Below are 12,866 nucleotides of genomic sequence, written 5' to 3' on the forward strand. Positions count from 1 at the left end.
TTTATTTTCAATTAATTTATTTTTAAATAGTTTATTTTTAATTTATTAATTTTTAATTAATTTATTTTCAATTAATTTATTTTTAAATAGTTTATTTTTAATTTATTAATTTTTACTTAATTTATTTCAATAATTGATTTTAAAAAAATTTTTTATTGGTTCTTTTTAGGCGATTTGATGGAAGACTTTAAAAAACTGGATTTGGATTTTATTTCAAATGATACTGGAGGATTTATTTCTGCCAACAAGAATATTTTTAAGCATATTGATTTGAGTGATAATGCTAAATTCATTCTTGCTGAAGCAGTTAAGGGAACTCCAATTATAAAGCTTGGAAATAATTATCCAAAGATTATGATTGTTTCAGGAATTCATGGAAATGAATTGGCTCCTCAGATTGCCAGCTTAAAGCTAATAGATCAACTTCATGATTTGGATTTAGTTGGAACCATTTATATTATTCCATTTGCCTGTCCAAAGGCTACAATGAACAATTCACGTTTTTTTGATGGAGAAGATTTAAACAGAACTTCCCATAAGGAAGGTTCCATAGGTAACTTGATTTTGAAAAAGGCGAAAGAATTGGATGTTAGTGCAATTGGAGACTTCCATTCTTCTGCTCCAAATTCCAATCCAGGTAAGGAAGGAGTTTTTTCAACTAAGGTTCCTACCATTGAAAGTTTTAATATTGCAGGATTCATTTCAAGAACAGTAGGTTCTGACATGATTGTTTATCACAAGGCTGCAATTCCATTTAAGGGAGCTTTGGAAGATGAATCAAACCTTATTGGAATTCCATCTATTACTTGTGAAGTTTTATCAGCTATTGGTTATGCTAATGAAAAGATTTGTAATAGATCAATTTCTCAAATGAAGGCTTTTGTTCAATACTTTGGATTATTCGATAGATATATGGATTAATTAGTATATTTGATTTTTTTAACATTTTTTAACTTTTTTTAACTTTTTTTAACATTTTTTAACTTTTTTTAACCTTTTTTTAACCTTTTTTATACTTTTTAGCCTTTTGTACTTTTTTTAGACTTTTTTTAACTTTTTCAAATATAATTTAATCCTTTTATTTTTTTTAAATTATTCAATGGATTATTTTAAAAATTAATTTTATTTTTCTTTAAAATTTTTTATATTTTTAAATTTTAAAAATTAATTTTATTTTTCTTTAAAAATAGTTTGATATATTAAAATGCTATTATTAGTTTTCAAATGCTCTCATTTAGTTTATATTATACAGAATTCAATAGTATTTTAAGGAATTAATCTTTAATTTTTAGAATTTTTAAATTATTTTACAAATATTTCAGTATTTTTCCAAAATTCTTTTAAAAAAGTCTTTAGTATTTTTCCAAAATTCTTTTAAAAATTTCTTTTAGATTTTTCCAAAATTCTTTTAAAATTAATAATTTTCAATTGGGGGAATTAATATTTCTTCTTATAAAGGACATACCATTTTTGCTTTTATTTTATCATTGTTGATGTTTTTTGAGCCTTTTTCTATTGCATTAGCTGTAATTGGTGCAAACATCCCTGATTTTGATCATGAATTTAAACAGAATCAGGTTCTTTTAATAATTGCAATTGGTTTAATTATTTCTATTTTCCTTTATATTCTTCATTTGCCAGTATACTTTAGTTTATTATTGATTTTACTTGGAATAATATTTTTATTGTCTTCTCACAGAGGATTCACTCATTCCATTTTAGGAATGATTTCCATAGCTATTTCAATATTTTTAATTGTTTATTTTGGAATGGATTTGTCTAATTATTTTAATCTTAATTATTCTATTAATTTAAGTTTAATTCCTTTAAATTATCTTATTTTAACTTTAATTCTAATATTTTTAGCTTCATTATTTTTAAATAGGAAATTGGCATTGGTTTTTATTGTTATGATGAGCATATTCTTGCTTAGTGTTTATTTTGATTTTATTCCAGTCTATAAAATAAATGTCATTCAATTGGTATTTTCCATTTTTCTGGGATTGTTTTCCCATATGATTTTGGATTCCTTTACTCCAAGTGGAATTAGGCCATTTATTCCATTTTCACAAGATAAATATTTTAAAAAGTTTGGAATTTGTATATTTTTAATTATTTTGGCAGCTTATGGAGTTTTGTTTTTTGACAAGTTGATTTTTTTTCAAGGATATTTCTTGAATCTTTTTAGTATTTGATTTTTAATAATTTTTTATTAGATTTTTAGTATTTGATTTTTAATAATTTTTTATTAGATTTTTAGCATTTGATTTTTAATGATTATTTTTCTAATTTTAGTCATGATTTTTTATTAAATTTTTAAGTATTTTTATTAAATTTTTTCCTAATTTGTATGATTTTTATACATTAATATTAGTAATTTTTTTATTTTCATATTTTTTAGGAAAAGATTTATAATAAATAATCATGATAAATAATATTGTTTATAATTATATAGTCTATATTAATTATTAAAGGAATAGTTTTATTGAAATCGAATTGTCATAATTTGTAATGATTTGTAATTTTTTGATTACTTTTTGCATTGATTTTTTTATAGGTTTTTTTAATATTTTTTTAAATTTCCTTATGAAAAATGGCTTGATTTTTTTATGCAATTTCCTTGTTTTTTATAATTATAATTTTTAACAGTTAATTAACTATTAAATGTTGATTTTAATTTAAAACATTATGGGGTTATTTTAATGTTTTTAAGTAGAATTTATTATGCAATTGCTTATTTAGTGGTTCTTATTTTGGAGATTATAAAATCCACTATAGATATGGCATTAAGGGTCTTTAAGGGTAATGGTTTTGATCCTATTGTCATAGATATTGACACTGATTTGACTAGGCCTATCTCTCAAACTATTTTAGCTAACAGTATAACTTTAACTCCTGGAACTTTATCTGTGGATTTAGACAGCGAAAATCAAGTTATTAAAGTTGCAGTAATTGCTCCAAGAGATGTTAAAGATATTATTCCTTTTGAACCTTATATAAAGGGAATGCTTGAATAATTTTCTTTTTTAAATTTTAGCATTTTTTAAAATTCGGAATAAAAGACTGTTAATTTATTTTTTACTATTGAATAAGCAATTAAATTATTGTTGTTTAATTTTAATTTCTGAGCGAATTATTTATTGAATTTTAAGGTTTATTTGTTGATAAATTCTTTTAGGATTTTATTATTGGTTAAATTCAAATCACAGTTTTCATTATTTTGTTTTATTGATGTAAAATTCTAATTGATGTTACGATTATTTAATGATAAAATTCAATTTTGGTATTATAATATAAGAAAGTGGTTATAATGGAACTTATATTGATTTCTGAATGTTTTTTAATTATTGCATTGGTTCTATTCTTATTTGCAGCAATGAGGATTATAACATATGACAGTACTGCAATGGGGCTTATAGGTTCTTCTTCATTGACTTTGGCAATAACCTTGGTTCTTGTACTGGTAGGTACAATCAATGGTATTGGCTTCTTTAAGGATGTGGCTTTAGCTTTGCTCCTCTTAGGTATTGTTGGAACAATAGCTTATGCAGTTATTTTAAGGAGGGGTTAAATGTTTGCAATTGAAGGTTTAACCTTGATTCCTATAATCCAATCTATCTTATTAATCATTTCTGCACTTATAATCATTATTGCAGTTGTAGGTGTTTTAAAGATTGATGCAGACTTGCCTAATGTCGTTTATGGTAGAATCCATATATTAGGTATGGTTGATATTGCAGGTATCATAGCATTTATTGCATTGGAGCAGTACCTTTTTGCTTTAATCTATCTTTTATTGGCTCCTCTTCTTGCTCATGCAATGGCTAATGCATATTATCATAAGGAAGACATGTATAATAATCCAGTTCTAAATCCTGAGATTGAGTCTGATGCTTTGGATGGTGAATTGGATAATCAAAAAGAAGAAGATGGTGTAGCAGGAATTTCTGCAGATGAAGAAACTGTTTCTGCAAATGCGGATGTGGCTGGTGAAGATGATTTTGTTTCTGCAAATGCAGAAGATAAAGAAGAATCAGATTCTAAATCTTTAAATGAAAAAGAATCAGATTCTAAAAATGATGGGGTGTAGGTGACAATAATGATTGAATATGTATTAATTATTATTGCAGTTGTCAGTGCGGTAATTGCACTTTTACAAAATGACTTGCTTAAGGCCGCTATTTTGACAGGTATTTCAGGCTTTTGTGTAGCATTCCTATTTGAAGTTTTACTTGCACCTGATGTTGCCTTGACTCAGGCTATTGTAGAAGGGGCTATTGTACCGGTATTCATAGCTTTGGCTGTTTACAAGACTAGAAGAAATGAGGGGGATGCATAGATGATAATGGATATTCAAATGGCTTCCTTATTTGCTTCCGGTGCATTAATAGTTATCGGACTTTTTGCAGCTATATTTATTGACAATATTATTAAGAAAATCATAGGTATTGCCTTTATTGAGGAAGGTGTAAACCTATTCATTATCTGTCTGGGTTACAAGGCAGGAGGGGTTGTTCCTATCTACTTGCCGGGAATGACTGCTGATTGGTTTGCAAGCAATTCCGCATATCCCCTTCCACAGGCTTTGGTATTGACAAGTATTGTAATCGGTGCAAGTACATTGGCTGTTATGTTGGCATTGGCAATGGTCCTTTATAGAAAACATGGATCATTAAGCACTAAAGAAATATTGGGGGATAAAGAATGAATTACCTAATTCCATTGATGGTTATCATACCAATTCTGGCTGCATTGATTGTAAATATCTCTGGTGAACGTGACAAGATAACAAGGGCAATTTCCCTTATTTGCGCAATTGTCATTCCAATCATAGCAATTCTTGCTGCTGCAGGCATTCAATACTTTGGAGGACATGACCCTAGCTTGATTTTAAGTTCTCTTCCTTCAAATTTAGTGGGCACCCTTGTTGCTAGCTACAATACAGGAATAGTCTATATATTCGGCAATTTTGAAAAAATATTTATTTTCCTAATGGGGCTTCTTGTATTCCTTGCAATATTTACCTATTTCAGCGAGAAGGATGAAGTTTCATCCCCATACCTCTATCTTATATTTATGGGATTGGCTTCTGTTACAGCATTGATATTGTCAAATGATATTTTCAACATGTATGTTTTCTTTGAAATCACTGCCTTGACACAGGTAGGTATTATTGTTGCAAGCAGCACTGAGGATAATTATGAAATAGCTCTTAAATACCTTATTTTAGGTTCCATTGGAGGGCCTATGCTACTTTTAGGTATTGGATTCATTCTTGGAACAGTCGGTTCTGTAAACCTTGCTGACATTAGCTATGCAATAAGCAATAATTTCGTAGATCCTTATGCTCCTAGCTTGGTAATCGGCTTTGCATTAATATTGTTCGGATGGTTATATGCTTCAGGTTTGCCTCCATTCCATACAATAAAGTCTGCAGTTTACAGTAAGGCAAGACCTAATGGAGCTGCAGTATTGCAGGGATTCTCAGTTCTTTGCATGATAGCATTCGCTATTGCAATGTATAGGATATTTGCATATATGCCTCATTTCAACACTGCAATCATTCTATTTGCAGTTTTAGCCATGGTATTGTCTGTTGCAATGGCTGCAATGGAAATTGACTTTAGAAGAATGATTGCATTCCTGGCTGTTGGCGAACTTGGTTTCATTGCATTAGGTTTTGGTATTGGAACCCAAGAATCAATTGCAGCTGCACTTTTCCAGGCAACAAATGAGATGCTGATTACAGCATTGCTCTTAATAGCATTCGGTTCAGTCTATTACCTTACACACACTTCAGATACACGTAAGTTAGGTGGATTGATTGCTGTGGACTCAAAAATGGCAATCATGGTATTGTTAGGCGGTTTTGCACTTGCAGGTGTTCCTCCATTCAACGGTTTCCAAAGTAAATTAATGCTTGTTCAGGCTGCTTTGGATGCAGGATACTCAGAGCTTGCACTTCTTGCAATCATTGTAAGTGTAGTCATATTCTTTACCTTTGTAAAGGCTTTCCATACTGTCTACTTGCAGCCTAAACCAAATGATTTGAAATTTGTTCACGAGAAGATACCTAAGGCTACAGTATTCTCAGTTGCGGTTCTTCTCTTGCTTTGTTTGATTTTAGGTATTTTCCCAAATATTGTAACCGATGTATTTATTCCTTTTGCAGGGGGTCTGCTTTAATGTTTAAAATTAATTTTAATTTTATTTGTGGAGGTTTGATTTAGATGGCTTTTTATCAGGTATTTCTAGATTCAGTCAAGGGTTTAAGGTCAAGATTATCTAAGGATCCTACCACAATGAATAATGTTTCAGGAGCATTGGCTGCAGAATTCCTGATTTTCGTTTCCGTGATTCTTGCAGCATTATTCCTAAGACATTTAAGCCTTATTGTTTCAATAATTATTGTTGTATTGGTTGGAATCTTGGCAGTTACAAATATGCCTTTAGCTTCCAAGCTAAAGATAGAACAAAGTGATTCCCTAATCAAGATGAGTTTTTACATACTCATTTGTCTTGGTGTACTGGTTTCATTGCTCTATTGGGGGTTAAAATATGGATGATAAGATGGATAGCTTAAGATTTGCCATAATGGTGGTTGCAACTGTGCTCTTTTCCGCAAGTCTATTCGATGCACTTTATGGATTTAAGAATTTGATAAATCCCGGAATCAGTTTAATCTACAATGCAATCGGAACTCAAATAGCTCCCAATATGGTTACACTTGTTGTATTTGATTGGAGAGGTTTTGATACATTAGGCGAGTCCTTAATATTGGTTACTGCAGTTCTTGTAGTATTGCTTATCTTTGGAAAAGGTAAGATTTTTGATAAGGATATTAATGCTCAAATAAAGGAATCAGATGAGAATTCAAATGAGGGAGGCAAATAAATGGCGGAAGATAAGAATTCAATAAACCAGTCCAAAAAGACTCCTAATTGGAATTCTACTGAAAGCAGTCCTATTCTTAAGATTATGACATTGCCTGTTGCAATTGTCATGATTGCTCTTGGAATAATGACCATATTGGGAGGTCATATAACTCCTGGTGGAGGTTTCCAAGGCGGAGCAATGATTGCAGGTGCCATAATCTTTTCCATCATGGTTTATGGAATTGATGATTCTCCACTGAAACTATCTCATGGTTTCATTTCTACAATGGAGGCTATCGGTGCTTTGGCTTATGTCTGTCTTGGTTTAATAGGTCTGTTTTTAACAGGTTCATTTTTATATAATATTGGTGCAAATTTCTATGGCATTGTTCCTCAAGCCATTTCTGCAATTTTCCATTATCCTGACGTTACAAATGCAGGAATTGTACCTTACTTAAATATTGCAGTGGGATTAAAGGTATTTGTAGGTTTAAGTGCTGTGGTTATTGCATTTTCACAATTTAAGAAATTAGGAGATGAGGAATAATGGCGGCTATAGCTAATATTGTTTTAGGTCCGGTTATAGTTGGATTAATATTCGGCTTTGTTGTAGGCACTAGAATCCATATGAAATTGGAGAATAGCTTTAAGTTTACTGCAGGTGCCATTATTGCTCTTGTTGTTGGTGCTGTTTTAATGGCATGGAATTTAGGTCAGTATCCTACCTATAACGATTTGCCAATCGCTACCACATTCTTGGCAGCTATAATTGGTATTCTCTTAGGTAGTGCTTTACTTGGAGGGCATGCAAAGGGAGATCACTAAGAATCTCCCGATAATAATGTATTGCTAAGGAGAAAAATCATGTTTTTAACAATGAAAAAGTGTGATGGGCAAGGAGATTGTATAAAAAGTTGTCCTAGTGAAGCTATACGTTATGTTGATAACAAGGCTTTCAGCTGTATGTGTTGTGGAGCATGCTATGAAGCTTGTCCAAATCATGCTATATTTAAAAATAAATATGGAGGGTATGTTGTAGATAGGGCAAAATGTAATGGATGCGGCGTTTGCCAGTTCACTTGTCCTATTGACAGTATTCATCTTGAAAAGGGTATTGTTAAAGGTATCTGTTCACGCTGTGGAGTGTGTGAGGATGTCTGTAGCAATCATGCAAGGGTGGATACATTTAATTTGCTTGCAGATAAACAGCAAGTCATGCTTAACTCATTTAAAAGGGTTGCTGCAACTATCGGTTCCGGTGCAGGAGTAAAGAGAATCGATGCAATGAACATTCCTTCAAAAACTGAAAAGACTGCAGAAAGAATCTGTGTAAACACAGACTCAGACAAATGTGTCCTATGTGGAAGATGCAGTTACTATTGTCCAACAGAGGCAATTGAAATCGAGCTTGACAGGGAAGGCGTATGTACCTCTTGCAGATTATGTGATGATGTGTGTCCAACAGGGGCAATTAGTGAAGGGGTAGTTGATTCAAGTAAATGCGCCCTTTGTTTGGCTTGTGTAAACAATTGTATAAACAATGCCCTTTCTGTTAAGGACTTTAAGGTCGTATCCAATAAGACAGAGTCTGCAGATGGTGTTATTGTAAGTTGTCTTAATTGTGGATTGTGTGTAGAGACTTTTAATGATGTTTCACTTAGAAAATCTGCATCTGCTTTGAGATACGATCCATACTTGGATGAGGACTCTTATGAAAACAGGCAAAAACGTTTGAATGCAATTGATAATTGTCCTGTTTCCACATTGAACGAAACCTATATATTCTCACTTCAGGAACCTAAGCTTTACACATTGAAGGAGGATTCCTCAAAATTGAATGGTCTTTGTGTTTCCTGCGGTAAATGTATACAGGTCTGTGATGTTCATAATGCAAGATCCTTTGAAACAATCTCATGGAATGGTGAGGTCAGTGATGACTGTATTTCATGCGGAATCTGTGCTGAACTATGTCCTAAGGAAGCTATCAGCCTTAAGAAGGGAAGCATTTCAGTTGATTTGGATAGCTGCATCATGTGTGAAACATGTGCAATTCACTGTCCTAAGGATGCAATTCCTAAATCCACAAATGTCAAGTGGGAAATATCAGGCGGATTTAACTACATTGATGAAAACCTTTGTGTAAAATGTGGATTGTGTAAGGATATCTGTCCAGAGGATGCAATCTATACAGAGGAGATTTCCGGTGATGAGATAAATATGGGAACTCGAAACAGGAAGCTTCGCTTTGTTGTGGATGATGATAAGTGTATCTATTGTGGAGCATGTAAGAATATCTGTCCTTCAAAATCATTCATATTTGAAAGGGAATTTGAAGAGGTCACTTTCAAGTCCCTAAAAAGTGATGATGATCCTAAGTTAAATGCCGATTCTTCTGCTGAAGACTTGAAATTGGATGAGGGGGCTAAATAGGAGTTTGATATTATGAAAGATATATTGAAGATAATGCTTGGTGGAGCTTATATAAACTTTAAGAGAATTCTTTTTGCTTCAGATAGGGCAACAGATATGGAACTCCGCAATGCCATTCTTACAGGAACTGTGGAGCCTGAAAAGAAGGTTGATGAAAAGGCATGTGTCGGTTGTGGAGGCTGTGCCAATGTTTGTCCAACAGGTGCAATTACAATGAAGCCTTTGCAGAATCCTATAAAAATCAGGGAAGGATGGGTTAAAACAGAAGTTCCTGAATTGGACAGCTTGAAATGTGTTGTATGTTATTGGTGTCACGACTTCTGTCCGATATATTCATTCTATGAACATGCAGGTACTATTCATCCAAATGCTGTAGGGGAAATTGAGACTGATACAAGTGAGCTGTTGGCAGAGCCTATCAAGATTTCCCAAGATAAGATTGCCTTCATTTCACAATACCTGTCTGACAGGTCTTTAATTTCACATGATGTTGTGGATAATATTGGTGAGGAAATTCTGGATGATGTTACAGGTTCAAAATTGGATGGTATAGAGAAGATAGTTAATCTTAAAGATAAAGTTTCTGATAATGAGGGAGGTGATTAATTGAGTCTTAAATCACATGCAAGATCAAAAGCCATTCATATCATGCTTGTTTATACCGGCGGTTGTAATGGTTGTGATATTGAGATTGTAAATGCAGTTTTATCACCTAAATTTGATATGGAACAATATGGTGTATTCTTAACATGGAATCCTCGTGAAGCGGATATTCTTGTTGTTACAGGTCCGGTTACCTATGACAATAGGAAACCATTGGAAGACATTTATAATGCAATTCCTGATCCTAAGCTTGTTGTTGCAGCAGGTTCATGCGCAATAATGGGAGGGGTTTACAAGAACTGTTTCGGTGACATTCCTTCTGAAGAGATTGAAGGACCTGTTGAGAATATTATTCCAGTTGATGCAAAGGTTCCTGGATGTGCTGTTAGGCCTCAAGACGTTTTGGCAGGGGTAGTTGCAGCTTTACCTCATTTATTAAATGCAGATTAGGTGTTTATTAATTTAAACTTTTATTCAGATAAAATTTAATTTAGTTTAATTTATTTTAAAACTGATTATTGTCATGTTTTATTTAAAATTATTTTAAATTTTATTTTGAATTTTATTTTGAATTTTATTTTGAATTTTATTTGAAATATTATTTATTAAATTTATTGTTTATTAAATTTCATTAAGGATGGGAGATAATGGAAGAAAAGAAAGCTAAAAAGCAGGAAATTATTGAAACAGAGATTCAAATGGGAACTGTTCACCCTGCTGCTTTAGAACCTTATAGGGTTAGATTTTTCGTGGAAGATGAAATCATCAAGGATGCGGAGATTACCATTGGGGTAAACCACCGTGGCATTGAACGTATCATGGAAGGTCTTCCTGTGGAAAAAGCTAATATGCTTACTGAAAAAGTCTGTGGAATCTGTTCCAATTCTCATGTATGGAATTCTGTAAGGACTGCAGAAAAAGGTCTTGGAATTGAAATTCCAGACAGGGCCCTTTATATTAGGGTCATTGTCGGAGAACTTGAAAGATTGCACAGTCATTTGCTTTATTTAGGTCACGGTTGTGAAACATTAGGTCATGAAACCTTCTCTATGAGAGCGTTTTTAATTAGGGAAACCATTATGGAACTTTTAGGAATGATTGGAGGAAATCGTGTTCAATATGGTTGTTCCATTATTGGTGGAGTAAGGCCTAGATGTGAATTGGATGATAATAGAATAAGAAGAATCCTGGATGGTTTGGATACTGTAGAAAAGAATGTTGCTGACTTTGCTGACAGATTTGTTCATGACTCAATTGTTTTGGCAAGGGTAAGCGGTACAGGTTACATTCCTCAGGAACAGGCTCTTAAATTAGCTGTTACAGGTCCTACCTTACGTGCTACCGGTGTTAAAAAGGATTTAAGAGAAACAATGTTTGAATATGATAACTTTGATTATGATATCATAACCCAAGATACCGGTGATGTAAAGGCTCAATTGTTGATGAGGGTTTTGGAAATATTTGAATCAATCAAAATTCTTCGTCAGGCTATCAGGGACTTGCCTGAAGGTAAGATTGCTGACAGGTCTTGGGAAATGGTTGACACAGACATTATTGAAAGTTATATTGAAGTTCCAAGGGGAACACTCTACCATTCCTATGCAATTGAGGATGGAAGGGTACGTCATTCAATTATTAGAACTCCTTCAATGAGTAATATTGGAGCAATGCAATACGCTTGCATTGACAATCACATTACAGACGGCCAATTATGTATTGTACAATGTGATCCATGTTTCACTTGTTCAGACAGAGCAATAGAGGTATTTGATACAAATAATAATAAATTGGATAAGTCTATTTTAGGTTCTAATATTCATTAAAATATTAGGGTAAATGCTTAAGTCTATTTTAGGTTCTAATATTCATTAAAATATTATATTAATTATGTTTATCAATTATTAATTATAAATGGGGAAAGGAAATGTCATATGAAACAATTGTAATTCCAGTTTTAAAAATAATTATTACACTAATAATCGCTTTATTCATCGGTGTTTTAATTCCTGGAATTGAAAGAAAATATGTTCATGCAAGGATTCAACGAAGGGTTGGACCTCCTGTTACAAGTTCTGGTTTGTGGGCTTCAATAAAATTCCTTTATAAGGAAAATATCGAACCTAACTCTCCGGCTCCAGGATTATATAAAGCAATGCCTATTCTTTGTTTTATAGTTGTTTTGGCTATATTTTTAGTTTTAATGCCTGATAACTATCAATTTATGGCACTTGCCAGTTTAATAGCTATTGTTGGATTCTTAAAGGTGGAAGAAATTGCTTATGTTATAATGGGTTCTTTATCAAAATCAGTTATGTCTTCAAATTTAAGGTTCCCAGATCATGCAAAAGGCGCAATAAGACAAGGACTTTTAAGTTCATCTCTTGAGGATATCAGTTCAAGCAGGTCTTTAAGAATGATTATATTCGGTTCATTCCCATTGTATTTGGCTTTATTCATACCTGCTGTATTAAGTAACAGTATTTATTTGGCAGATATTGTAGCATATCAACAAATTCACGGCCCTGTACTATTTACCTTGGCAGGTATGATTGGTGCAATCGTATTCTTTGTTGGTTATATGATTATATTGAATGAATATCCATTTTCAATCATTAAGGCTAAATCTGATGTAATTGAAGGGCCATATATGGAATTGGCATCTAAATATCGTTCATTTGTCTATGTAACTCGCGGATTTTTAATGTTTACATTAGGTATTTTATTCTCTGTATTGTTCTTAGGAATTCCTCCAGAGTTATTCTCATGGAAATTTATTGTAAATATTATAGTTGCTTTAATTTTCCCTGTTATTATGGCTATTGCCAGTGCATTCTCTCCAATATTTACAAATAGGCAATTGTATCCAACTGTTTTAATAAGTTCCATTATTGGTGTTTTTGCAGTTGTAATTGCATTGTTTTAAATAAATGGGGAATTAGGATTGAATTATTTTAATTT

At 32.3% G+C, this 12,866-nt stretch carries 16 protein-coding genes and 1 pseudogene; all 17 read left to right on the top strand.

Translation table 11 applies throughout. The features are described 5' to 3' along the window. Positions 1-177: 177 nt before the first annotated feature. The 17 genes and pseudogenes from Q0138_RS04200 (at position 178) to Q0138_RS04280 (ending at position 12,831) form a co-directional block, all read left to right on the top strand. Positions 178-921: a succinylglutamate desuccinylase/aspartoacylase family protein gene (locus tag Q0138_RS04200; RefSeq protein ID WP_297981364.1), complete on the top strand. Its 744-nt coding sequence runs from the start codon at positions 178-180 to the stop codon at positions 919-921. Between the two features lie 572 nt (positions 922-1,493). Next, positions 1,494-2,195, top strand: coding sequence for a metal-dependent hydrolase (locus Q0138_RS04205; protein WP_297981369.1), 702 nt, complete (start codon positions 1,494-1,496; stop codon positions 2,193-2,195). Between the two features lie 507 nt (positions 2,196-2,702). Then, positions 2,703-3,017: a monovalent cation/H+ antiporter subunit E gene (locus tag Q0138_RS04210; protein ID WP_297981372.1), complete on the top strand. Its 315-nt coding sequence runs from the start codon at positions 2,703-2,705 to the stop codon at positions 3,015-3,017. A 293-nt stretch (positions 3,018-3,310) separates the two neighbouring features. Continuing rightward, positions 3,311-3,571 carry a monovalent cation/H+ antiporter complex subunit F gene (locus Q0138_RS04215; protein ID WP_297981376.1) on the top strand — a complete coding sequence of 87 codons (261 nt, stop codon included), beginning with the start codon at positions 3,311-3,313 and terminating at the stop codon, positions 3,569-3,571. After that, positions 3,572-4,090 (top strand): hypothetical protein, encoded by a 519-nt coding sequence (locus tag Q0138_RS04220; RefSeq protein WP_297981380.1) that lies wholly within the window; start codon positions 3,572-3,574, stop codon positions 4,088-4,090. Between the two features lie 9 nt (positions 4,091-4,099). Beyond that, the gene (locus Q0138_RS04225) at positions 4,100-4,339 is read left to right on the top strand and encodes a DUF4040 domain-containing protein (RefSeq protein ID WP_297981382.1); all 240 of its coding nucleotides are present in this window, start codon (positions 4,100-4,102) and stop codon (positions 4,337-4,339) included. Positions 4,340-4,342: 3 nt separating this feature from the next. After that, positions 4,343-4,708, top strand: coding sequence for a cation:proton antiporter subunit C (locus Q0138_RS04230; protein WP_297981411.1), 366 nt, complete (start codon positions 4,343-4,345; stop codon positions 4,706-4,708). Then, positions 4,705-6,186, top strand: a complete 1,482-nt coding sequence (gene ehbF, locus Q0138_RS04235; protein WP_297981384.1) for an energy conserving hydrogenase EhbF — start codon at positions 4,705-4,707, stop codon at positions 6,184-6,186. Before Q0138_RS04230 ends, ehbF begins: the two co-directional genes overlap by 4 nt. Positions 6,187-6,230: 44 nt before the next feature. Next, on the top strand, positions 6,231-6,566 hold the full coding sequence (locus tag Q0138_RS04240; protein WP_297981388.1) for an energy-converting hydrogenase B subunit G EhbG: 336 nt from the start codon (positions 6,231-6,233) through the stop codon (positions 6,564-6,566). Positions 6,567-6,570: 4 nt separating this feature from the next. Then, a complete protein-coding gene (locus tag Q0138_RS04245) occupies positions 6,571-6,894 on the top strand; it encodes an EhbH (protein ID WP_297981415.1) in 324 nt (107 codons plus the stop codon). Beyond that, on the top strand, positions 6,895-7,422 hold the full coding sequence (locus tag Q0138_RS04250; RefSeq protein ID WP_297981391.1) for an MnhB domain-containing protein: 528 nt from the start codon (positions 6,895-6,897) through the stop codon (positions 7,420-7,422). Beyond that, positions 7,422-7,700, top strand: coding sequence for an energy-converting hydrogenase B subunit J (locus Q0138_RS04255; RefSeq protein WP_297981394.1), 279 nt, complete (start codon positions 7,422-7,424; stop codon positions 7,698-7,700). The genes Q0138_RS04250 and Q0138_RS04255 overlap by 1 nt, the downstream gene beginning before the upstream one ends. Before the next feature lie 39 nt (positions 7,701-7,739). Beyond that, the gene (locus Q0138_RS04260) at positions 7,740-9,305 is read left to right on the top strand and encodes a 4Fe-4S binding protein (RefSeq protein ID WP_297981397.1); all 1,566 of its coding nucleotides are present in this window, start codon (positions 7,740-7,742) and stop codon (positions 9,303-9,305) included. A gap of 12 nt (positions 9,306-9,317) precedes the next feature. Further along, positions 9,318-9,791: pseudogene (locus Q0138_RS04265) on the top strand (4Fe-4S binding protein); the annotation flags it as partial. A gap of 120 nt (positions 9,792-9,911) precedes the next feature. Further along, positions 9,912-10,358, top strand: a complete 447-nt coding sequence (locus tag Q0138_RS04270) for an NADH-quinone oxidoreductase subunit B family protein (protein ID WP_297981402.1) — start codon at positions 9,912-9,914, stop codon at positions 10,356-10,358. 197 nt (positions 10,359-10,555) lie between these two features. Further along, entirely contained in the window at positions 10,556-11,731 is a 1,176-nt protein-coding gene (locus Q0138_RS04275; RefSeq protein WP_297981405.1) for a nickel-dependent hydrogenase large subunit, read from the top strand. A gap of 101 nt (positions 11,732-11,832) precedes the next feature. Then, positions 11,833-12,831, top strand: a complete 999-nt coding sequence (locus tag Q0138_RS04280; RefSeq protein WP_297981408.1) for an NADH-quinone oxidoreductase subunit H — start codon at positions 11,833-11,835, stop codon at positions 12,829-12,831. The last annotated feature ends 35 nt before the right edge of the window (positions 12,832-12,866 follow it).

The sequence above is a fragment of the uncultured Methanobrevibacter sp. genome (assembly GCF_937906425.1).
Classification (GTDB): Archaea; Methanobacteriota; Methanobacteria; order Methanobacteriales; family Methanobacteriaceae; genus Methanobrevibacter.